At 36.3% G+C, this 23,478-nt stretch carries 23 protein-coding genes; 9 read left to right on the top strand and 14 right to left on the bottom strand.

Going from position 1 to position 23,478, the window contains the following annotated elements:
- Positions 1–35: 35 nt before the first annotated feature.
- The 5 genes from AC806_RS02550 to AC806_RS02530 all read right to left on the bottom strand — a co-directional run bounded on the left by AC806_RS02550 (position 36) and on the right by AC806_RS02530 (position 6,298).
- Positions 36–935: a dihydrodipicolinate synthase family protein gene (locus AC806_RS02550; RefSeq protein ID WP_014123926.1), complete on the bottom strand. Its 900-nt coding sequence runs from the start codon at positions 933–935 to the stop codon at positions 36–38.
- Between the two features lie 87 nt (positions 936–1,022).
- A complete protein-coding gene (locus AC806_RS02545) occupies positions 1,023–2,327 on the bottom strand; it encodes an enolase C-terminal domain-like protein (protein ID WP_041591897.1) in 1,305 nt (434 codons plus the stop codon).
- An 87-nt stretch (positions 2,328–2,414) separates the two neighbouring features.
- Entirely contained in the window at positions 2,415–3,302 is an 888-nt protein-coding gene (gene garR, locus AC806_RS02540) for a 2-hydroxy-3-oxopropionate reductase (protein WP_014123924.1), read from the bottom strand.
- A gap of 50 nt (positions 3,303–3,352) precedes the next feature.
- Positions 3,353–4,894 (bottom strand): UxaA family hydrolase, encoded by a 1,542-nt coding sequence (locus AC806_RS02535; RefSeq protein ID WP_014123923.1) that lies wholly within the window; start codon positions 4,892–4,894, stop codon positions 3,353–3,355.
- 15 nt (positions 4,895–4,909) lie between these two features.
- Positions 4,910–6,298: a GntP family permease gene (locus AC806_RS02530; RefSeq protein WP_014123922.1), complete on the bottom strand. Its 1,389-nt coding sequence runs from the start codon at positions 6,296–6,298 to the stop codon at positions 4,910–4,912.
- A gap of 642 nt (positions 6,299–6,940) precedes the next feature.
- Here AC806_RS02530 and AC806_RS02525 point away from each other — a divergent pair.
- Together AC806_RS02525 and AC806_RS02520 are read left to right on the top strand one after the other, a co-directional pair.
- Entirely contained in the window at positions 6,941–7,171 is a 231-nt protein-coding gene (locus tag AC806_RS02525) for a helix-turn-helix domain-containing protein (RefSeq protein ID WP_014123920.1), read from the top strand.
- A 115-nt stretch (positions 7,172–7,286) separates the two neighbouring features.
- Positions 7,287–7,541, top strand: a complete 255-nt coding sequence (locus AC806_RS02520; protein ID WP_014123919.1) for a helix-turn-helix domain-containing protein — start codon at positions 7,287–7,289, stop codon at positions 7,539–7,541.
- A gap of 93 nt (positions 7,542–7,634) precedes the next feature.
- On the opposite strand, the gene AC806_RS02515 is transcribed toward AC806_RS02520, so the two are convergent.
- The 6 genes from AC806_RS02515 to AC806_RS02490 form a co-directional block, all read right to left on the bottom strand.
- On the bottom strand, positions 7,635–8,831 hold the full coding sequence (locus tag AC806_RS02515) for a NupC/NupG family nucleoside CNT transporter (protein ID WP_069028721.1): 1,197 nt from the start codon (positions 8,829–8,831) through the stop codon (positions 7,635–7,637).
- Positions 8,832–9,165: 334 nt separating this feature from the next.
- Complete coding sequence (locus tag AC806_RS02510) at positions 9,166–10,488, bottom strand: IS1380 family transposase (protein ID WP_014124543.1); 1,323 nt, start codon at positions 10,486–10,488, stop codon at positions 9,166–9,168.
- 491 nt (positions 10,489–10,979) lie between these two features.
- Positions 10,980–12,812, bottom strand: a complete 1,833-nt coding sequence (locus AC806_RS02505; RefSeq protein WP_014123916.1) for a heavy metal translocating P-type ATPase — start codon at positions 12,810–12,812, stop codon at positions 10,980–10,982.
- A 218-nt stretch (positions 12,813–13,030) separates the two neighbouring features.
- Positions 13,031–14,470: an ABC transporter permease subunit gene (locus AC806_RS02500; RefSeq protein ID WP_069028720.1), complete on the bottom strand. Its 1,440-nt coding sequence runs from the start codon at positions 14,468–14,470 to the stop codon at positions 13,031–13,033.
- Positions 14,463–15,365, bottom strand: coding sequence for an ABC transporter ATP-binding protein (locus AC806_RS02495; protein ID WP_069028719.1), 903 nt, complete (start codon positions 15,363–15,365; stop codon positions 14,463–14,465). The genes AC806_RS02500 and AC806_RS02495 overlap by 8 nt, the downstream gene beginning before the upstream one ends.
- Positions 15,352–16,290 (bottom strand): ABC transporter ATP-binding protein, encoded by a 939-nt coding sequence (locus AC806_RS02490; protein WP_069028718.1) that lies wholly within the window; start codon positions 16,288–16,290, stop codon positions 15,352–15,354. Before AC806_RS02490 ends, AC806_RS02495 begins: the two co-directional genes overlap by 14 nt.
- 183 nt (positions 16,291–16,473) lie before the next feature.
- Here AC806_RS02490 and AC806_RS02485 point away from each other — a divergent pair, with 183 nt between their 5' ends.
- The gene (locus AC806_RS02485; protein ID WP_061840029.1) at positions 16,474–17,055 is read left to right on the top strand and encodes a TetR/AcrR family transcriptional regulator; all 582 of its coding nucleotides are present in this window, start codon (positions 16,474–16,476) and stop codon (positions 17,053–17,055) included.
- 502 nt (positions 17,056–17,557) lie between these two features.
- Here AC806_RS02485 and AC806_RS02480 read toward each other — a convergent pair.
- Entirely contained in the window at positions 17,558–17,803 is a 246-nt protein-coding gene (locus AC806_RS02480) for a type II toxin-antitoxin system RelB/DinJ family antitoxin (RefSeq protein ID WP_061840030.1), read from the bottom strand.
- A gap of 175 nt (positions 17,804–17,978) precedes the next feature.
- On the opposite strand from AC806_RS02480, the gene AC806_RS02475 reads away from it, so the two are divergent.
- The 4 genes from AC806_RS02475 to pepG1 all read left to right on the top strand — a co-directional run bounded on the left by AC806_RS02475 (position 17,979) and on the right by pepG1 (position 20,899).
- On the top strand, positions 17,979–18,683 hold the full coding sequence (locus tag AC806_RS02475) for a DUF969 domain-containing protein (RefSeq protein WP_069028717.1): 705 nt from the start codon (positions 17,979–17,981) through the stop codon (positions 18,681–18,683).
- Complete coding sequence (locus AC806_RS02470) at positions 18,667–19,587, top strand: DUF979 domain-containing protein (RefSeq protein ID WP_069028716.1); 921 nt, start codon at positions 18,667–18,669, stop codon at positions 19,585–19,587. The genes AC806_RS02475 and AC806_RS02470 overlap by 17 nt, the downstream gene beginning before the upstream one ends.
- 326 nt (positions 19,588–19,913) lie before the next feature.
- A complete protein-coding gene (gene pcp, locus AC806_RS02465; protein ID WP_014123904.1) occupies positions 19,914–20,561 on the top strand; it encodes a pyroglutamyl-peptidase I in 648 nt (215 codons plus the stop codon).
- A 194-nt stretch (positions 20,562–20,755) separates the two neighbouring features.
- Entirely contained in the window at positions 20,756–20,899 is a 144-nt protein-coding gene (gene pepG1 / locus AC806_RS02460; RefSeq protein WP_069028715.1) for a type I toxin-antitoxin system toxin PepG1, read from the top strand.
- Between the two features lie 212 nt (positions 20,900–21,111).
- Here pepG1 and AC806_RS02455 read toward each other — a convergent pair whose 3' ends face one another.
- Together AC806_RS02455 and relB are read right to left on the bottom strand one after the other, a co-directional pair.
- Positions 21,112–21,378: a type II toxin-antitoxin system RelE family toxin gene (locus AC806_RS02455; protein ID WP_014123900.1), complete on the bottom strand. Its 267-nt coding sequence runs from the start codon at positions 21,376–21,378 to the stop codon at positions 21,112–21,114.
- The gene (gene relB / locus AC806_RS02450; RefSeq protein ID WP_014123899.1) at positions 21,375–21,605 is read right to left on the bottom strand and encodes a type II toxin-antitoxin system RelB family antitoxin; all 231 of its coding nucleotides are present in this window, start codon (positions 21,603–21,605) and stop codon (positions 21,375–21,377) included. The genes AC806_RS02455 and relB overlap by 4 nt, the downstream gene beginning before the upstream one ends.
- A gap of 166 nt (positions 21,606–21,771) precedes the next feature.
- Here relB and mazE point away from each other — a divergent pair, with 166 nt between their 5' ends.
- The gene (gene mazE / locus AC806_RS02445; protein WP_014123898.1) at positions 21,772–22,008 is read left to right on the top strand and encodes a type II toxin-antitoxin system PemI/MazE family antitoxin; all 237 of its coding nucleotides are present in this window, start codon (positions 21,772–21,774) and stop codon (positions 22,006–22,008) included.
- A 210-nt stretch (positions 22,009–22,218) separates the two neighbouring features.
- Positions 22,219–23,325, top strand: a complete 1,107-nt coding sequence (locus tag AC806_RS02440; protein WP_014123897.1) for an Ldh family oxidoreductase — start codon at positions 22,219–22,221, stop codon at positions 23,323–23,325.
- The last annotated feature ends 153 nt before the right edge of the window (positions 23,326–23,478 follow it).

Below are 23,478 nucleotides of genomic sequence, written 5' to 3'. Positions count from 1 at the left end.
ACAACCCTTATCATAATTTACTTATTATTAATAGATTAACGGACAAACCCTGCCTTACTTAATTCGCTTTCCATTTTTTTACGTAATTGTCCCTTAGAAGAGGTCACTGGTAAAACAGGATTTCCCATATTTAAGTCCATTATATTAGCCATGTCTTTTGTAGCTGCAGGAAAAGTCGCTTCGTTCTGAGAAAGTCTTATCGGATTTAAAATAAGTTGGTTTTCTAGCGCTCCTGTGTAATCTCCTTTTTCATACTTGTCATAAATACCATTTACTAATTCTCCAAGCATATTTGACGTTGAACAAACAGCACCTGCTGCTCCTACACATAAAGCTGGATAAACTAAAGTATCTTTTCCCGCAAAAGTTTTAAAGTCGAGATCTTTAGTTTGCCGAATAAACTCAAACAATTGTGTGAAGTCTCCACTTGAATCTTTTATCCCTACTATATTTGTAACATCTCTTGCTAATTTTGATACTAAATCTGCTGAAATAGTATACCCAGTCTTTCCGGGATTATTATATAAAAGAACTGGGATCTCTGGTACAGTGGAAGCAATTGATTTAAAGTGCTGATATAATTCTTCACTAGTTGGATCAATAAACATAGGCTGTAAAATAGAAATTCCGTCTACATTTAGTTCTTCTGCCATTTTAGCTAGTTCTATACATTTTTTCGTCCGTATTTCTCCTATTCCAAAATAAACAGGGACTCTGTGGTTTGTTTGTTCCAAAACAATTTCAATCACTTTTTTCATTTCTTTTTCGTTAAACATAAAAAATTCGCCATTACTTCCGAAGATTAAAATCCCGTGTACTCCGTTTTCAATTACATGTTCTACTATGAATTTTAATTTTTCTTCATCTATTTCTTCCTCATTAGTGATAGGTGTAATAAGAGGGACAATTATCCCCTTTAAATTATCTGTATTCATTTCTAATCTCCTTTTTTGCTTCACTCTTCAAGAAAAATAATATCTCTGTCGATTTAGAAGAACCTAAATTGACAGAGATAACTATATCTATCTAACGAAAGACGGCTTTTTATTATCAAAAGTCCAATTAGGGATCAGATATTTCATTGCTATCGAATCATCTCTAGTTCCAAGGTTGTTTTGAACATAGAGCTTGTTTGCTTCTTTTATTTTATCCATATCCACTTCAATCCCTAAACCAACCATATCTCTAGGAATATCAATACTTCCGTTTTTAATCTTCATGGCATTTTTCGTTAAATCTTGCCCATCTTGCCAAATCCAGTGTGTATCTATGGCATTTACATTTCCTGGCGCTGCAGCAGCTGTATGAGCAACCATAGCTAAAGAAATGTCAAAATGATTATTAGAGTGAGCGCCCCACGTCATACCGAAATCATGAGATAATTGCGCGACCCTAACAGAACCTTCCATTGTCCAAAAATGAGGATCAGCTAACGGGATATCTACACTGTCTAAGGTTACAGAGTGCCTCATTTGTCTCCAATCTGTAGCTACCATATTCGTGGCTGTTGGAAGACCCGTGGCTTTCTTAAATTCTGACATTATCTCTCGTGAAGAGAATTCGTCTTCTGCTCCACAAGGATCTTCTACATATGTCAAAGTGCCATGCATATCTTTACATAGCTCGATTGCTTCATTTAAAGACCATGCCCCATTTGGGTCTAGCGTAATTCGAGCATTAGGATAAGCTTCTTTTAATGCTTTTATTGCCTCTATTTCTTCTTTTCCATCGAAGACACCGCCTTTTAATTTAAAATCTTTAAAACCATAACGGTCATAAGCGGCTTTCGCTAGTTGAACAATTGAATCTGGAGTAACTGCTTCTTCCCTTCGAAGCTTGCCCCAATCATCAGAAGTATCATCATTTTCAATATATGGTAAATCGGTTCGGTCTTTGTTTCCTACATAGAAAAGGTAACCAAGGACTTCTACTTTTTCCCGAACTTGACCATCGCCCATTAAAGCAGCTACCGGCACTTCAAAATGCTTACCAAGTAAATCTAATAAAGGAGCCTCCACAGCTGTCATAACATGTACAGTCGTTCGTAGATCAAAAGTTTGCGTGCCTCTGCCACTACTATCTAACTTGATATATTTTTCTTTGATATCACGTAAAACATTCTTATATTCTCCAATGCTTCTTCCAACAACGAGCTCTTTAGCGTCCATTAAAGTATTAGTTATCTTTTGTCCGCCCGGAACTTCTCCTACGCCAATTTCACCGTTATCTGCTTCCAAGATTACAATATTGCGTGTAAAAAATGGCCCATGCGCTCCACTTAAATTTAATAACATACTATCATAGCCAGCTACTGGATAAACAGTCATTTCTCTTACTTTAGGAGTTGTATTCACTTTTAATTCTTCCTTTCTTTATTTATTTAGTACTTTCAACGCTTTACTCCTTAACTGTTTTTATTCACTTTCAATAGTTATATTATTAATTTTTTCAAAATATTGAGCAACGCTTGCGTGGTCTTTTCCTTCAAGCCCGTCTATCTTAAGCGATTGCATAATTTCCATTAATTGAGCAGTAATTGGAATTGAAGCATTTACATCATGTGATGTATCTAAAGCATTCTGCAAATCTTTAATATGAAGTTGTATTCTAAAACCTGGTTCAAAGTTCCTATCTAAAATCATAGGCATTTTAGCATCCATTACTGTACTTCCTGCCAGTCCACCACGAATAGCTTCAAAAACTAGCTTTGGATCCGCTCCTGCTTTTTTAACAAAAGTCATTGCCTCACCTACCGCTGCTATGTTTGTAGCGACCACCATCTGGTTAGCTAATTTAGTAATATTTCCTGCGCCTACTTCACCAACATAAGTTACTGAACCAGCCATTGTCATCATTAAGTCATAATATTTATCAAATACTGATTTATCTCCTCCAACCATTACGGCAATAGTTCCATCAACGGCCTTTGGTTCTCCACCAGATACTGGAGCATCTAAAAAGTCAACGTTTAATTCTTCTAGTTTAGTAGAAAATTCTTGGCTCGCTACAGGAGAAATTGAGCTCATGTCAATAACAGTTTTTCCACTCGATAAACCTTCAGCAATCCCATTTTCATCAAAAAGTGCAGCATCCACATTAGGAGAGTTTGGTAACATCGTGATAATAACGTCTGTTTTCTCTGCTACTTCTTTTCCGCTGCTAGCTTTGTTCGCTCCTTCATTAGCAAGTTCAGTTATTGAGTTCTCATTGAAATCAAAAACTAAAACATCATAACCCGCTTTTAAAACATTTTTTGCCATAGGCTTGCCCATAATTCCTAGTCCGATAAATCCTATATACATTTCACATTCTCCTTTATTGTTTTATTTATCTACTTGAAAATTATAATTATTTAAGTAACAGGGGCGGGATTAAAAATCGCTAATTGATTATATAATCCATGCTTTTCAGATTTCACTTCTTTTTTCCCACTAGCTACTTCAATAATTGTTTCAAATATTTCTTCGCCAACTTCTTTAATTGTTTTTTCACCTGCTGCAATTGTTCCAGCATTTACATCTAGCAAATCTTCCCACTTGTTATATAAACCGTTATTTGATGCTACTTTAATTACTGGTGCTTGTCGTAAATTGTAAGGAGTTCCTCTTCCAGTAGAAAAGACTTGAAGCGTCATACCGGAAGCTAATTGCTCTGATCCACAAACAAAATCACTAGCCGGAGTAGCTGCAAACGATAATCCAGATTTTTTAATTCTTTCTCCTGGAGAAAGTACATCTACAATTTCAGAAGTTCCCGACTTAGCCACCGAACCCATTGACTTTTCAATAATAGTCGAAAGTCCTCCTTTTTTATTTCCAGGAGTTGTATTTGCAGAACGGTCTACCTTTGATTTTTTAAGATAATTATCATACCATAGCATTTCGGCTATCAATTTTTCTCTTAGTTCTTTATTTCTTATCCTCTTAAATAGTGAGTGAACAGCATCACGTACCTCCGTCACTTCCGAAAACATTACCTTAGCCTTATGTTGTACTAATAAATCTGCTGCGTATCCTATAGCAGGGTTGGCTGTCACTCCAGAAAGCGCGTCACTTCCACCACATTGCAAACCTATAACCAAATGGCTTAAATCGCATAGCACTCTCTTACGTTTGTTTAAGCGCTTTATCAACACCTCAGCTTTTTTACAAATAGCATCCATCATTTTGTAAAAACCCTTATAATCTTGTAAAGTAATTAAATAGTCATTTTCGTTTAGATGACTCGTATTGAAAGCTCCTTGTGGGATAAGCTTTTCACATCCAAGTGAAACAACCAATCTCTCTTCTCCAAAATTTGGGTTTTCAGCTATGTTTCTGATAGTCCTTTTTGGTATATCAGCGTTTTCCCCATCAATAGCTATACCACAACCATAAATATGGTTAATTGCTATCACATCGTCTACATTAGGATACTTAGGTAAGATTTCTTGTTTTATTTTTTCAACTGCTTTATTTACTACTCCCTCAGTACATTGAACAGTTGTATTAATAGCTAAAATATTTCTAGTGCCTGCTGTGCCATCTTTATTAAGATACCCCATAAAATACCTTTTTTTGACAGCCTTTCCTCTAAACCGATATTCTTTATCAGGCTCATCAGATTTAATTGAATAGTTTGCAATGTCTACTGGTTCTAAGACATGCATCTTATCTTCATTAATCCACCCCCCTTCACTAATAGTTGCGTTAGCGTAACCTATCGTTTCACCATAACGGATAATTGGCTCATCTTTTTTTATGCTACTCAATGCTACTTTATGTCCATATGGTATTTCTTCTAATACTTTCACTCCATTTAAAAGAACACCCCCTGGACTGAGTCCTGTTGAGGTAACAACTGTACAAACGTTGTCCCTTTCATCAACTTTTATAGCATTTTGTTTTCTACTCATCGCAAATATCCTTTCTTAACCTACAAAAGCGTTAGCAACTAGCACTACTACCAATGCAGTCCCTGCTCCTACAAATGAAACTACAGTCTTACACATAAACTGGTCTTTTATGTTTTTCAAACCATATAAACCGTTAAATACCCAAAATCCGCTATCATTAAAATAACTAAAAGATACTGCCCCAGCACAAGTAGACATTCCTACAAGAGTAGAATCTAACCCTAACTGAGAGACTAATGGTGCTGTTAAAGTGGCTGCAGTTACTAAAGCCACTGTCGCACTTCCTAAAGAAATCCGCATTACTGCAGCAATAATAAACGGAATTAAGATCCCTGGAATATTTAATGAAATAATAGCTTCTCCTAGTGCATTTCCAATTCCAGCATCTTGAACTACATATCCTAAAGCTCCGCCTGCTCCTGTAACAAGCATGATCATTCCCGTTGTTTTTATTCCATCTTCCATAGCACTCATCAATTCATCTTTTGTAAACCTTCTCGCAAGACCATATATAGAAAGAATTAAACCTACAATCAAAGCAATAATCGGATTCCCAATAAATCCGGTTATTGTAGTTAAAGTTCCTTGTATATTTAAAAAGTTCATTACAGTATCAGAAAGAATAAAAATAATCGGAACTATTATTGGTGCAAAAGACATCATCGTATTAGGTAAGTTTTTTTCTTCCATCATCTGTTTAATATTATCAATAGATTTAATATATTCTTCTTTATAATCTTTACGTATATAGCCTGTTCCATCCTCGTTAGGCACTTGATAAATTTTTTTACCTACCCAAATACAATAGATCGTAGAAGCGATAATTGTTGGTATTGTTAGTGCTATACCCGTCATAATCATAATTCCAAGATCAATATTTAATATTCCTGCTACAGTTAAGGGACCCGGGGTAGGTGGAATAAATACATGCGTTAATTGAAGACCAGTAGCAAGGGCCAAACCAAGCCCAACAACGCTTTTCCCAGTAGTTCTAGAAAGAGATTTAGCTAGCGGAGTTAAAATAACTAATCCTGAGTCAGAAAAAACTGGAATAGCCACTATATACCCTGCAAAACTTAAGGCCCATTCTTCTTTTCCTTGTCCGATCAATTTAATGATTGAAAAGGCCATCCTCTCAGCTGCGCCGGATTTTTCTAAAACTGCTCCCATCATGACGCCTAGTCCAATAATAATACCAGTACTTCCAAGAGTACTTCCGAACCCCTCAGTTATGGATTCCATTACGCTTTCAAAAGGCAGACCTCCAATTAGTCCTGTAATTATAGAGGCAATTAATAACGCTACAAACGTGTGAATACGTGTTTTCATTGCCAGAAATATTAAAGTTGCTATACCAATTAATAAACCAACTAATAGTTGCGTGCTACTAACCGTTGCTCCCATCGATTTCTACCACTCCTTTTTTTTAATTTTTCATTTTTCTCAAAAAATTGCTCACTACTGATCATGACAATCGAAATTTGTTACCTGCTAACAACCAAGCATTAGTATCATGTGAATATTTTAGTGATATTAAATTTAGCGCTTTCATAAAATTGAAATTAAATATAAATTTTGAAAAAATCTATGATGAATCACTTTTACTAAAACGTGGACAAACAAAAACCCAATTTCTCCTAAACAAAGTTAGGAGAAATTGGGTTAAGCCTTCTGTCTAGTTACCCCCCGTATCCTATTTTCAAATAGATTAATTAAATAATTACTTATAAATAGTGATTATTTTTAGGCAAAAAAATAAACCTATTTTTTTCTACATTAACTACTACCTTTTATTCCCTACATAAATCTTAGCGACCATGTTTTTATTGGTACATTCTCCTCTCTCCTTCAAAACTTATACCTTTTTGACTAAAACTATTGTTTCCTCATTAATTCTTTCTGTAATTAACACATGATGTAAAAAACTTTTTCAATAAAAAAGTTAACAATTAAATGAAAAGCACTTTGATATAGGAATCTATATCACTTCTGAAGTTATTATATACTATAATTTTTTTAAATGCAACTAGTGAAGGAGCTTATTTGATGAAAGTAAAAAAAATAGTGATACATATTAATGAACTCATTGAACAAGAAAATATAAGCTTACGGGAACTAGGAAGGCAAGCAGATGTCCAAATATCTGCGTTAAGCCCGCTTGCTAGTGGAAAAAAACAACGAATAGACCTAGGTCATCTTAAACGTATTGCGGAAGCCTTAGATATAAATGATATGAACGAAATTATTTCCATTGAAGATGATGAAGAAGACGCATAGAATTTCTATGCGTTTTTTATATTTTTCATCCTTTGATATAGATACGTATAACACTTCTTTACTACGGCTATACTATGCTTTTGGTAGTTAAATAAATCACGAGAGGAAGACTGCCATGAAAGCTGGATACCAACCTAAGAAGATCGTTTTACATATTGATAAACTTGCCAAAGAAAATTATGACTCTTTAAGGGATATGGGGATAGACACGGACATTCAAATTTCTTCACTAAGCCATTTAGCCAGAAACGACCGGAAGCGTATTGACCTTGGTCATATGCAAAGAATAGCCGAAGCTTTAGACCTTAATGATATGAACGAAATCATCTCTATTGAAAACGATGATTCTTATAAAGAGGAAACGAATTAAGCGTTGAAAGAATAGCATTATTACCCATAAAAAAAGCAGAAAAAGTTGAACTTCGCTTTGTCAACTTCTTCTGCTTTTCTTATTTCAGCCTTATTAAAAATATACACCTACAATTGTTCCCGTTAAAATAGAAACTAAGGTAGCACCTAGTAAAAGCTTCATAGAAAATTTGGCTACAAATCCTCCTTGTTTTTCACTGATAGACTTAATGGAACCAGTAATAATACCTACCACACTAAAATTGGCAAACGAAATTAAATAAGAAGAAATAATTGCATTGCCTTTTGGGCTTAATGCTTCAGCTACTTGGTTGAGTTCACCTAAAGCAACAAATTCATTGGTTAAAATTTTTGTTGCCATTAAACTACCAATTTGTGTGATGTCTTCTGAAGGAACGCCCATCAAAAAAGCGATCGGTGAAAATATGTAACCTAAGACAGTCGTAAATTCGACATTAAAAATCGCTACAAAAGTACTATTTAAAAAGGTAACTAGAGCGACAAAACCAATGAGCATCGCTGCAACTGTGGTTGCTAATTTAAACCCATCTTGGATATAATTGCCAAGGACTTGAAAAAACGGTTCTTTACTAACATTTAGCGACTCATTCGTGTTCATGGAAAGCTCTTCTTCAGGGGCCACATCATAAGGATTGATGATACAAGAGACGATCAGTGCAGATAAAATATTTAAAAATACTGCTGTCACCACAAATTTAGCTGGTACTAATTGCATATAAGAAGCTAAAACAGTCGCCGACACCGCACTCATTGCAGAAGCACAAATCGTATAGAGACGCTTCTCATCTAATTTTGGAATTTTGTCTTTAATGGTGAGAAATACTTCAGGTTGCCCTAATATAGCAGTAGATACTGCAAAGTAACTTTCGAGCTCTCCCATCCCGGCTATCTTATTTAATAAATACCCTGTCCATTTGATGATAAAGGGCAAAATTTTAAGATAATTTAAAATCCCCACTAATGCCGAAATAAAAACGATGGGCATTAAAACGTCCAGGAAGAAGACAGATGCTCCTTTTTGAACCATCAATCCGCCGAAAACAAAGTCAACACCACCTGCGGCTTGTTCCATTAGCCAACCGAAAAAGACAGAAATGCTTTCCATTACATGGACGCCACCTGACGTATTCAAACAGAGGAAAGAAATAATGAGTTGCAAGACAAACATCATGCCCATCTTTTTAAACTTAATCTGTTTCCGATTACTACTTGCTAGCCAGCCCACCACAAAAACAAAAGCTAAACCGGTCAATAAAAACACGAATTGCATTCCTAAGCGCCTCTTCCATTCCATAAAATTTAAAAGGGATCTAACAGTTACAAATGTATAACTTTGTTATTAACACCATTAACATCCCTTTTTTGTTCATCGTATAAATCCTACCAGTGTTTTTTGCAATTATAAGCCTGAATGATTTATAAAAATTTGTGGATAACGCATTCGACTGTTCAACGAGGTGACTTTTATGTTATTTTCCCTTTTTATCGCCGCTTTTGAATAAAGAATAGAAAGGGATGATCGAACGACGCTAAAAAAAGATAAAATTCTTCCTAGAGAATGAAAGCCAAGCCTTTTTTATCAAGAGGAAAAGGGGAAAAGTAAACTAGAGATTCAATCGCTGAATTCGTGTAAGGACTTCCCAAAAAAGCGTGTTGTAAACATTCGTACTTGATAAGTGAATTTGCACTTGACGCGCGTGTTCTGTGACTTTTCCAGCAATATGAAATAGTTGAAAACGGATCGTGTCAATCACCGTCGTCTTTTTCTCTTGCGGAAAAGTCAGCTGTTTCATCAAGTGGATGATATTATAGGCGATAAAACTTAGGGCTAAGCGAACCTTATTCGCTAAAAAGGAAGGACTGTCCGTTTTATCAGCGAAAAATCCGGTCTTCATTTCTTTAATGAAGTTTTCCATATTCCCTCGTTTTTGATAGAGCTGAAAAATGGTTTGGGGCGAAAGATGAGCGAAATCGGTCACCACAAATTGAAATTCGGAAAAAAGTAAAGTTTCGGCTTTTCGAGTAGCCTTGATGGCTACTGTTCGAGATCGGTCCCAAGAATCTGCTTGATAAGCCATCTTAAAATATTGATGTTCGGACTTTGTGTAGTCCGTACCGTTGGTATATTGGACAAGATGTTGCGCATAATGAATCAACCGTACGTTATTTTTCAATTTAATCACATAATGGGCGCCTCGACACTCACATTGTTTATAAATTTCCGGTTTGGCAAAGCCACTATCCCCGCGTACAAGCATTGTGGGATCACTCGAACGTTGTTGGTAATGCGCCAACATTTCTACGAGATAATCTTCGGCGTGGGTGGAGGTATAAGATTTGCCATGACGATGGCGAACATCTAATGCCAATCCGGTTAAACCTTCAAATGCCACAAATGGATGATACCCATTGAGGCCATAGTGGTAAATATATTCCCCTGCTTCTTGCTTTCCGTAAGTGGGACAACAGGTGGAATCCAGATCAAGCACGAGTTGTTGGCTGTTTTGCTGGTCCATGCCTAAATCGCCAAGTTTTTTCGCCACTTGTAATAGTTGATTAACATTTTCTTCTGTCAAGGTATGAAGCAAAGTAGACATCATAAATTGCGAACTAAGGCGTTCTTGTTTCAATGCTTCCTTAAAAAGGCGATCATATTGTAAGGTATTGGCGTCTCGGTCTCGAGAATAACCAGCGATCAATTGATATAGCCATTGTTTTACGACATCCAGCCATTCATGTTGGGCGAAGGCACGATACTCTGGAATATGAACGTATTGCGCTAACAGGGAATCAAAACGAATTTGATTTAGAAACTCCGAAAGTAAGACGAGCCCCGCGTCATTGGTTAAGGTGCCACCGTCATTGGCGATCAAGATGGCTTTTTGCTTATTGAATGTAAGAGAATTTTGTTGTAAAGTGAAAGACATAAGAACGCACTCCTTATTGTTATGTTTCGTTGACTTTACAATAACACGAAGTGCGTTCTTTTTGTACACCCAGAAGGTGAAGCAACTCAACCTTTAGAAAAAAGCACATGCCAAGGATTGAATGATCCTGGGAAAAATTTATAAATCATTCAGGATAAAGTGTTTTTCGTAAAATTTTCTTTCCTATAACAAGGAAGTTTTCCAGAAGGAAACAACGCAGTAAATGTTTATACAAACGCTTTATCAACGTTATCACACGAATTTAATCAGTACGTATTTTATCAAATGAGCGAAAAAAGCTAAATTTTTAGCCATAAAAAAACGCCTACCAAAGCCTTGATAGACATTTTTTCCATTCTAAAGTTTTTCCAGTTTCAAGATTTTAATATAATCTTGTTTTGTGGATAAGATACGATAAACATTAACCTCCTCAGACAGGTACGATATTATTCATGCTTTTTACCCTTTCTTATACTACTTTTTCTCAATTGTTAACTTATTCTGGGCTTCATATGCATTCTTGTATGGCTTTTTTCCCTTCTTGCCCGCAGAGCGCTCAAAATCGACACCGTGTCCACCACTTCTTGTAGAGCTGCCCCTAACAATGCCGGTATAAGACCAGTACTTGCAACCAACATCAAAGCTACACAAATAAATATTCCAATCAAAACAGATTGCTGGGCTACTTTCATGGTATCTTTTGACAAACGAATGGCTTCTGATACTCGTGTTAAGTCATCTTTTAAAATAACCGCATCCGCACTTTCACTGGCCGCAGTCGACCCATGCGCGCCCATGGCAATGCCAATATCTGCCGTAGCCAAAGCCGGCGCATCATTGACACCATCGCCTACCATAATAAGTGGACGTTGCTTTTCTTCTAGATCTTTTAGGACTTGAATTTTTTCTTCAGGCAAACATTGAGCATGAACATCAGAAATATTTACTTTTTCCGCAATTTGATAAGCAATTTCTGCATCATCACCTGTCAACATTACGGTTTTTTCGACCCCTAGCTGATTTAATTGATTGATGGTTTCTCTGGCTTCTAAACGAAGTACGTCTTTAAAAGTAATATAACCAACATACTGTTCATCTACTGTAAGATAAACAACCGTTTTGTTCGTTTGCCCTACAAAACCATTTCCAGCAAATGAAGCATTGCCAACGCGAACTTTTTTTCCAGCAACAAAAGCTTCTACGCCCTTTCCAGTCACCTCTTGTAGGTTTTTCACAGCTCGCAGTTGAAGGCTCTCTTCTTTTGCTTGCGCAACTAACGATCGTGCTAAAATATGAGTCGATTCTTGTTCGACGCTTGCTGCTAAAGTTAGTAACTCTTTTGCAGAAAGTTGCTTATTCTCAGATTGAATTTCATCGACAGAAAGCTTTCCTTTAGTTAAAGTTCCCGTTTTATCAAAGGCAATGGTATTTGCTTTAGCTAATTTTTCAATCGTTGTTCCTGTTTTAACGACAATACCGTTTCTACTCGAACGGCTCATACCTGCCACTAAAGCAACCGGCGCAGCTAGTATTAATGGACAAGGCGAAGCTACAACCAAAACTTCCGCAAAACGTACGGGATCTTTAGAAATAAACCAAGCAAAGCCTCCGATAATATAGGCAATTAAAGTAAAAGGAACTGCGTACCGATCCGCCAACCGTACAAAATGAGCAGGTTTGGCTTTCGATTCCTCCACTAATTTGACTAATTTTTGGTATTGGCTATCACTTGCTTTTTTGATTACTCGTATACGGATTGAAGCATCCTTCACAATGGAGCCCGACATTATTTCATCACCAGCCGATTTTTCAATGGGTCGGGATTCTCCTGTTAAAGACGATTCATCCACCAGCGTTGTTCCTGTCTCTACTGTCCCGTCTACCGGAGCAATTTCGCCTGGCTTAATCAAAAGAAGGTCATTGACACTGGCTTCCTCTACTTCAATGTCATGTAACTGTTCATTCACGATTTTATGGGCAACTTGCGGTGAATTTTCTAAAAGGGTGCGCAATTCACGACCCGCTTGATGACTGGCATAGTCTTCTAAACTGTCTCCGCCTGTAAGCATTACCAATACTACTAAGCTTGCCCAATACTCACCAACCAACAAGGTGGCGACAATAGCCGTAATCGCTAAGATATCTACCCCGTATTTCCCAGATTTTAAGGTCTGAATCATGCCAATAAACATAGAAATTGCCATGACGCCTCCTGCAATAGCGATAATCCAAAAGGCAACTTGCGGTTGATTAAACATAAATTCCATAATTAAAGCAATAATGCCAATAAAAATCGTTAGGACAAATTTTTTAAAATTACTCACTTCATCACCCTCCAACTTTCCATCCCAGCTTAGCACTTATTTTTTCCAATTGATACTAGAAAACCGTAATTGAGAACGATAATCATTGGCAATAGCTTATATGTTTTTTTCTATTAGAATAGTTCTAAAAAATAATTAATAAAATCCCCTTATCTAAAAAGTTATTTTCTTAGATAAGAGGATAAGAGAATCTATTTTTCATCCCAAGTTATTTTTTATTAAAGCGGCAAATCTTTACGGGTAAAGATAAATCCGCTAACTGTATACAAGACAACAGGTATTACGGCAAGTACACCCATTTGAATTAAGAAATCACCATCAGCAATGATTTCGCTTGTATTGTATAAAGTAGTTATCGTAATATACTTCAAATCTTCTAGATTATCATTTTGTTCAATCACTATGCTGACAATGTAAAATGCCAGTGGCAAGCCACCACCTACGGCCATTGCCGCATTGGTCCGATTGAATAACGTGCTTGCAAAAAAAGAAATACTTCCCATAGCTAATGTCAATAAGCATGAGCCTAAAATCAACCAGCCAAAGGTTTCAAGGTCAAATTCAGTGCCTTCATCAGAATCAATCGCAGAAGAGACCATGGATTCATCTATCATATCAGACAATTGATCTTCTGGAACATCGGTAGCTTCAGAAGTGGCTTCTAGCGCATTGTCATTTTTCATCAGATTCATATTGTCATCTACCGTAGCTGAACTTACGTCTAGCTCACTTTCAGTGACTTCTTTAGCTGTGGATAAAACAGCGGATGGGTTCATTTGACCGTTTGTATCTTCATCTTCTTCATTTTCATTTTCGTCCACTAAATCATTAACATAATTACGATATTCATTCACGTTCATACCTAGAGGTTTACTACCTTCTTGCAAGGCATCGCTATCGTTTAAAATCATGCCTGGATCATCAGCTAACTCGTCTGTGGTAATTTCGATGTCATCTTTATCCATATCGTCGTCATCATCGTATTCATCTTTACGACTGTCTGTAATCTCATCAGAAGCTTTATCCAAACTATCACGTTTCATCGCTTCATCTAGATATTTGCCATAGGTCGTTTCATCCATACCTCGCGCATCTGCTCCAGATTGTAGCGCATAATCGTCATCTTTAATCATATAAAGATTATCGCGCACATAAGAAGGATCGCGATCAAGAGCGGCCGCAGCTTCTTCCACATCTTCTGTAATGGCATTGCCCGAAAGGTTATTATGAACAATTTCTGTGACGCCCATACCAACGCCTGCTGTGACAGCAAACATCAAGATAATGGAACCAATCATATAAACCATTTTGGTAAAAATGACCGTCCCTCTTTTGATTGGAGTCGATAAGGTATACGCCATTGAACCACTATCGATTTCACTTACCACTAAATTATTGGCACAAAACACGCCATAGATTAATCCCAATAAAATGGCAACCATCTTAAAGAACATTTCTAACGTTCCCATCAGGGTACCAAGATCAGAAACTTGATCCCCAAAAGACGTATCTTCTGCTGCACTAACAATTTGTCCGATATCATCCGCATCAAAACTTACAATAAAAATAGTAATTAGTAAGCTTAAAACAATCGTGATAACTAACCATAATGGACCGTTACTACGTACACTCTGTTTAAAAATTGGTTTACTAAACATTGGCTACTTCCTCCTTGAATACATTGGTAAAGTAATCTTCAAAATTCGTTTTGATTTCTTTAAAGAATAAAACATCATAATGTTGAAGATCATTCATCAAGTCATTGATATCTTTATCATTGATGTTGACGTTTAATTGCAGGTCCTCTTCTTTTACATTTGTCAGCTCATAATCCAACGCTTGAAATTGTTGAAAACTTTCCCTTGTTTTAAATTCTAATTTATAGGTTTTATTTTTATTATGAAGAAGGTCATCCATGACGAGTTGATCAATAATACGGCCATCTTTAATCATAGCTACGCGATCACAAGTTTGTTCGATTTCTTCAAAAATATGACTCGACAAAAAGATCGTATGTCCCATTTCTTTTTCTTCTTTGATTAAATCGATAAATACATCACGCATTAAAGGATCCAAGCCAGTTGAAGGTTCATCTAAAATCAACACGTCAGAACCCAAGGAGAACGCTGCAGCCAAAGCTGTTTTTTGCTTCATCCCTTTACTCATTGTCTTTAGTCCAGCGGTATAATCTAATTGCAGTCGTTCACAAATTTCCTTACAACGTTCCCAACTGCCGCGTCCCGCTTTTTCCATCTGCCGCTTTAAAAAGGTTTCGCCGGTTTTATCTGCTGGAAAATTGATTTCTCCAGGTACATAACTGACAAAGCGTTTAATTTGGGCACTACTTTTTTGCGTATCCATGCCATTAATAAAAGCTTGTCCACTATCTGGCTTGATAAATCCCATCAATTGACGGATTGTCGTTGTTTTTCCAGCACCATTAATACCGACAAGGCCAAAAGTCTCTCCTTGCTCAATCGAAAGAGAAATATCAAATACGCCACTATCTTGCCCGTAATCTTTTGTTAAGTTTTCTAAATCAATGTATCCCATGGCTCAACACCTCTTCTCCAGACGAAACACTCTTGTTGGTATCATAGAAGTTCATAAAGTAATCTTCTAGTGAAGACTTCTCTTCGGTAATAAAATTCAATTGGTATTGACTTAAATCAGTAAATAGCTCTTTGATATTTTCATCTTTGATTTCGACCTTTGCCTGATTTTGACTTGGACGTTTGACCGTGATATCTAACGAAGAATTGTCAACAAAACGTTGATATTCATCTTCATCAGCAAATTCGATCTTATAAGTTTTATTTTCATTTTTCCGAATATCATCCGCAACAACGGTCGAAACCACTTCGCCTTCTTTAATGATCGCAATTCGATCACACGTGGCATCCACTTCACTAAAAATATGACTGGATAGAAGAATCGACTTGCCGGCTCTTTTTTCTTCTAAAAGAAATTCAATAAAACGTTCCTGCATAACCGGATCTAAGCCACTAGTTGGTTCATCTAGCACCAAAATATCTGGGTCATGCATAAAGGCTGTCACAATCGCCACTTTCCGACGAGTTCCCAAACTCATCGTATCTAATTTAGGAGAAATATCTAATTCAAACATATCAATTAAGTGATCCGTCTTGGTCATATCCGAGATTTGACGTTCTCTTGCCATAAAGTCGATAAACGCTTTTCCCGTCATATTTTTAGGAAAAGCTAATTCCCCAGGCAAATAACCGACTTCTCGTTTGATCGCCGCTGCGTCTTTCCATGAATCTTTATTCGATACTTTAATTGCTCCCGATTGTGGCTTCGAAAAGCCCATTAAATGACGAATCGTTGTGGTTTTTCCAGCGCCATTTGGACCTAAAAAGCCAAAAACTTCGCCTTCTCCAACCTCAAAAGATACATCAAATACACCACGATGAGAACCGTAATCTTTTGTTAGTTGTTCGACTTCAATCACTGACATATCTTTTCGCTCCTCATTTACAAAAGTATGTTAAATGACATATGACCGTTTATTTACATATGTTCATTTATTGATTATAATAGGCTTGACAAAAATTACAACAAACAACTTGAGTAATTGTGGAAATTAAATGACACATTCGCCGAAATTGTTTGTTAAAATTTAGGAAAGGAACATCTTCTCATGGAAAGCTCACTCGATTTGCGTGTTCAAAAAACTTACGACGCGCTTATTACTGCTTTGTTAGATTTATTGAAGGAAAAATCACTCGATAAAATCACGGTCAACGAACTGTGTCAAAAAGCTAGAATTCGTCGCCCTACCTTTTATAAACACTTTAATGATAAGTACGACTTTTTTAATTTTACCGCACAATCATTACAAGAACACTACATAGCTAAAGTAGAAGAAAAAACCGATGATACGCATCCCGTTCGCTATTTCATCACCCTTTTTCAAACCATGCTTGACGCAATCGATGAATATCAAAAAGTTCTTTTACCTTTAAAAATTGATGGCACAAGCTTTTCTATCTTTGAAACAGTAGATGATAAGCTAAAACAACAATTAGAAAAACGGTTACGCCATTTCTATGATATGGGGTATCAACTACCAACAAATGTCGATTTTAGCCTACAAGTTTTGCTAGGTGCCTTTAAACAAGCGGCTTTTTGGTGGTTAAAAAACCAAGAAACCCTCTCAAAAAAAGAGGTCATAGATGAAATGAACAAAACTTTGCGATGGTTTTTTGACATGCAACGTTAAAACACAAAAAAAGACCCGCCAGCGGGTAACTGGCGGGAAAGGAGTTAAAAAATGAAAAAGTGTTTTAGGGTTGTTTCGTTGGTACATTTTTAATATAACGATAAAAAGTGAATAAATTATGACATTTCTTTTTTTAAATTCTAAAAAAGAAATGAAAAAGAATTTTTGTCAAAGGATCAAAGTGAGCCTCTCCCTATTTCGAAACTAACCGTATTAATTACTAACACAAAGACGATTTTGTTATAGCGTTAAAGTTACCTCTTAGCTAAAAAGATCTGCGTGCGTGCCTGTATCAATAAATCGGACAAATGCTCCATCATACTTATAAATTAATCCCCAGTCCGGCTGACTAAAAAGTGATCATTATATTGAGATTCCAGAGGTTTATCACAAAAAAGTTTCCAATAAACTCTTTCAAAATCTTCTCTTTCATAACGATCACCTTTAAGCATTTTTATAATACTTTTTAAATTTTCATTCGAACGCAGACTTATATTTAGGCCTATTCTTCATTTAACCAATCCAAACCTTCCTTCCCGTTTTCAAATTCAATATAATCCTGGCTTTTCGTTACTTCTTCTAATTGAGAATTTGGGACAGAGACTTCAAAGGGAATTCCGCCTACTTCAATTGAACGTTTTACAAAGATACGATAAGCTTCATTAGGCTCTAAACCTATGCTTTGCATTACCTTTCTGAACTTTTCTTTATCCTCTTCGTTCATTCTAAAATGTACTTGGTTCGTCATAATAAGCGCCTCCTATATCTAGAATACCAATTGCTACCGCTTTAATCCAATAAGATAACATTTCAGCTTAAAATAAACATGAAATTAGTGAAAAATAACAAAATTTCAGGTAGGATAAGTACTTAGACACATGAGCATTCTATATTGTGTGAAATTTTTAAAGGAGGGATTTGTTTTGGAGTGGATAAAACTCATTGGAATCTTTATTATCTTACTAGGATTTTTATTTAAATTAGATACAATCGCGGTCGTTGTTTTCGCTGCTTTTGCGACAGCTCTAGTATCTGGCATACCTATAATGGACTTTTTAGAAGCTTTTGGACAAGCATTTGTGGAAAATCGACTCGTAACGATTTTTCTACTCACTTTACCGATGATTGGTCTTTCAGAACGTTTTGGTTTGCGTCAACAAGCGGTGATTTTGATCCGAAAAATTAAAGGAATGACGCCAGGGAAATTTTTAACGCTTTATATGGCAATCCGGGAAATCGCCGGTCTTTTAGGGATTCGTATTTCAGGACATCCACAATTTGTTCGTCCTATCGTTAATCCTATGACCCAAGCTGCGGCAACTAAATACGGTGATATTTCGGATAAAGATAAAGAAGAACTGAAGGCCCGTGCGGCAGCTAATGAAAATTACGCCAACTTTTATGGGCAAAATACTTTTGTCGCAGCTTCTGGTGTTTTGTTAATTGCTGGAACATTGCGAGATTTAAACTATGATGTATCAGAAGCTAGCATTGTGCAATATTCTTTAATTGTTGCAGTCATTGCGCTTGTACTAGCTGCGATTTCAAATATGCTATACGATCGCAAATTAGCTAAAAAATATGGCATTACAAAGGATGGTGACCTAAACAATGACACAGACAATTGATACGATTCTTGAGTTGTTTTATATTTTAATTGGTATTCTAGCTGCGATGACTTCGATTCGTTCTTTTAGAGATCATACCAACTCAGCTCGAATCGGTACGGGGTTATTTTGGTTATTTTTAGGCATCATTTTTGCTTTCGGTAATTTCTTGCCTTACGCTGTATCTGGTATTATGTTAGTCATCATTGGGATCTTGACATTATTTAAGCAAGTAAAAATTGGTAATATTGCCAAGTTAGATGATAAACAAGGAGAAAAAGCTGCCGAACGAATTGGTAGTTGGATTTTCTTTCCTGCCATTGTACTGGCATTAACAGCAGTGGGTGTTTCCTATACCGTTTTAGGTGGTCAAGTAGGCATCGGCGTGGCCTCTATCGTCGCTTTAATTGTCGCTGTGATCATTACTTCTGCTAAACCTAAAACAATTATGGACGATACGGATCGCATGTTCCAATCTGTCGGAACCACTGGGATTTTGCCTCAATTATTGGCTGCTTTAGGTGTGATTTTTAATTTAGCTGGCGTTGGTGAAGTCATAGCTGATGCCATCGCCAACCTTATCCCAGTTGGAAACCAATTTTTCGGCGTTGTTGCTTATTGTCTAGGGATGGTGTTGTTTACCATGGCTATGGGCAACGCTTTTGCGGCGTTTACTGTCATCACAGCTGGCATTGGTGTTCCTTTTGTTATCGCCCAAGGTGGAGATCCGGTGATTGCTGGTAGTTTAGCCATGACCGCCGGCTTTTGTGGTACTTTGTTAACTCCGATGGGTGCCAATTTTAATGCCTTGCCGGTTGCTTTGTTGGAAATGAAAGATGCAAATGGCGTCATCAAAGCGCAAATCCCTATGGCCTTGGTTATGATTGTAGTTCATATCGTTTTAATGTATGTACTAGCTTTTTAACTAAAGCAAACTTGGAAATTGAATAAAGAAACGAAGAAACGTTATTCAAAATTGAAATATTGAATAATAAAATAAGAAAACATTATCCAATACTGAAATAATGGATAATGAAATGAGAAAACGTTATTCAAAAAAGATAAAAACGAACAAAAAAACAAAGAAATGTTACTTATTGTTGAAAAATTGAAGAGTGGAAACAAGAAGCATTATTCAATATTAAAATAATGAATAATGAAACAAGAAAGCGTTATTCAAAAATAAGATATTGAATAAGGAAATAAAAAAGTATTATTCATTATTAAAAAATTAAAGAAAGGAAGAGTAATATGAAAATTTTAATTACAGGATTCGACCCATTTGGCGGCGAAAAAATAAATCCTGCGTGGGAAGCAGTCAAAAAACTTCCTAACACCATTAAAGGTGCTGAAATTGTTAAAGAAGAAATTCCAACGGTTTATGGTAAATCAGCCGATGTTTGTAAAAAAGCGATTCAAAAACACCAACCAGATATCGTTTTAAATATTGGTCAAGCAGGCGGGCGTTTCACTATTACGCCAGAAAGAGTTGCTATTAACGTTGACGATGCGCGAATCCCTGATAATGAAGACAACCAACCGATTGACCAAACGATTCAAACAGACGGTCAAGCGGCTTATTTCACACAGCTACCTGTCAAAGCGATGGTAGAAAATGTGAAAAATAACGGTTTTCCAGCAGCAGTATCTAATTCAGCTGGTACCTTTGTTTGTAATCATATCATGTATCAAGTCCAATATATGATTGATAAAGAGTTCCCTAATATGAAAGGCGGCTTTATTCATGTTCCTTTCATCGCTGAACAGGTTGTAAACAAGCCTAACCAACCTTTTATGCAAATTTCTGATATTGCTTTTTGTATCGAAAAGACAATTGAAGCAATTGTTAATTTTGGAGATAAAGATGACTTAAAAGCTGTTGGCGGAGAAACACATTAATAGGTAATAAAACTACCGGAAACAAACACCATAAAAAATGTTTGTTTCCGGTATTTGTCTGTTATGCCAAAGATTATTAAAAAAAGACTTAATAATAAGGAATATATAGAACTTCAGTATTTTTTATGTTACTTTATTAAGTAACAGTAAAGTTTATGACGGTGGCTATCTTTTTCGAAAGTGAGGTGGTGCGTATGTGCGTACTAACTAAAACTAAAGAAAGGAGAAGCCTTTTGTCTGCATTTGAGACGATTCAGGTAATTTTAGGTTTTGGTACATTTACCATCGCCTTAATTGCTTTAGTCGTTGAATTGCTAAAAAATGACAGAAAAAAATAACCGTCAACTTTAGCAGGACGACGATTATTTTTTATTAATCAAACTCTGCCACCGTCTTAATCGGTGCTGTTATTGAAGAGTTGTTTACACAACTCTTCTTTACACAACAATTATAACAAATTTTCTTACTCTATTCAACTTTTATGTTACTTTAAAAAGCAACATAAAAAGTTCTAGTAATAACTTTTTAAGATAATCTTATCTGTCCTTTTTCAATTATAAACATTTTTTTCATGACCAACTTGAACAGCTAGTACAACCAATTGGCTATCTTCTATTTCAACGATAACACGATATTTGCCAATTCTATAACGCCATTGACCAGACCGATTTGTAGTTAGTTCTTTGCCAAATTTGCGAGGGTCGTCAATTCCATCAATATGCTGATACAGCCAACGAGTAATTAAAGTCGCCTGATATTTATCCATTTTTCTAAATTGTTTTTGTATTTCAGAAGTGAAGACTAAGCGGTAGCTCATTCTAAACCTCCAAATTCAGAAAGAATTTCATCCATTGATACTGTTTGCTTACCATTTTCGAGCCAATGTTTATATGCAATCTCAGCTGTTTGGCGGTCATATTCATCTTCTAATTGTTCCATCGAATAGGTTTTTAAAAGGTCAGACAAAGAGATTCCGTAGAAATCAGCCATATAATTCAACCATTCTTTTTCCGCGTCACTTACACGTACTGTAATCATAGCCATAACAATGCACCTCCACTCGTATTACATTGTAATACAAACAAAGGCCTTCGTCAATTAAACTTCATAGTTGAGTTAAAGTAACCGTATAAGGACACATACTTGTTTGCGTAAATATTTGTCATTTTACTCAAGAGAATATATAAGATATATATTAGGAGTGATTATCATGTCCGTTAAACTTCGTAAAGTGGGTTCTTCTCATGTTCTAACTGTACCCAATAAATTTAAAGTACCAGAAAATACCGAATTCGATGTTTTTCATGGCCACGATGGAAGTATCATTTATACGCCTAAACGGAACAATCCATTCGAAGGAGATTGGTATAACCACGATCTCCAACAAGAAAGTGAATTTGAAAACGTAGATGATTTAAATATCGAAATGGTTAGAAAAAGTGGGTGATAACAAACTGCACTGTGTATAAACCGACGCTTAACGTAACTCTCTTAAGTATCGGTTTATTTTTTTGTTAAAAGAAACTTGGCAACCACTTCCCTGTCATTTGAGCCAACTTCCCCACTGTGCTAAACTATAGATAAATAAAGCAAGCGCTTACTTCTTTATTTTTGCTTTACTTACATAATTAAAAACTTAATTTAGGAGGAATTTTGCATGACAAGCTTCATAGAATGGGATTTTTTGACGGACTTTATCGAAAAGGCTTTCGCTGCTTATGGAGTACCTCAAGAAGATGCTAAGATTTGTACGGATATTTTGTTGCAGGCGGATAAAAAAGGAATTGAAAGTCATGGTGTGAACCGTTTTAAGCCTATTTATATCGATCGAATTAAAGCAGGTATTCAAAATCCAATTACAAAATTCGATATTGTACGTGAAACGCCTACCACTGCTGTTGTTGATGGTCATGACGGCATGGGACAAGTCATTGGTCATCAATCAATGCAGCTGGCAATTGATAAAGCCAAAGAATATGGCATGGGCATGGTCGCAGTGAGAAACTCCACGCATTATGGTATAGCTGGCTATTATACGGATATGGCAGCTGAGGCTGGCTGTATCGGAATGTCGGGTACAAACGCTCGTCCTTCTATCGCCCCTACTTTCAGTGTAGAAAATAAATTAGGAACCAATCCTTTAACGGTCAGCTTCCCAACTGATGAAGAATTTCCATTTTCATTAGATTGTGCGACTTCTATTATTCAAAGAGGAAAAATCGAACTATATGAAAGACAAGGTACAGATACGCCAGCAGGTGCAGTCATCGGACGTGATGGTTCAGCAATGACTGATTCTCCTGAAATTTTAAAAGCACTACAAACCGGAAATGCTGCCTTAGCGCCTCTAGGTGGGATTGGCGAAAAACTTTCCGGCTATAAAGGATACGGTTATGCCACAATTGTTGAAGTTCTCTCTGCTGCTTTACAACAAGGAAACTTCTTAAGTATGTTATCAGGAATCGGTGAAAATGGCGAAAAAGCAAAATATCATCTAGGTCATTTCTTCATTGCTATTGATACCGAAGCTTTTATGGGATTAGAAAGCTTTAAGAAAACTGCTGGTGATATTCTACGAGAACTACGTGCCGCAGAAAAAGCTCCTGATGCAGATCGAATCTACACACCTGGTGAAAAAGAATATCTTGTTTGGCAAGAACGGCAAAAAACTGGCTTACCTGTGAATGAATCTGTTCAAAAAGAATTAATTGAAATTCGCAATGAAGCAGGACTAACAGATTATTATTTCCCGTTTGAAGAATAAAATGACTTATAATTTATTTAGTTGTTCACTAGTGGTGCATTAATATGATCAGAATATTCAGATTTTAACTTTTTTCTAAAAAATGACAAAAAAATCAAATGCTTGCGCAAAGGATGACTTTTCCAGAAAAAAATTTTCATTATTTATCTGAAT

The sequence above is a fragment of the Tetragenococcus halophilus genome, assembly GCF_001712815.1.
Classification (GTDB): Bacteria; Bacillota; Bacilli; order Lactobacillales; family Enterococcaceae; genus Tetragenococcus; species Tetragenococcus halophilus.
This window is presented reverse-complemented; position numbering and strand designations above follow the sequence as displayed.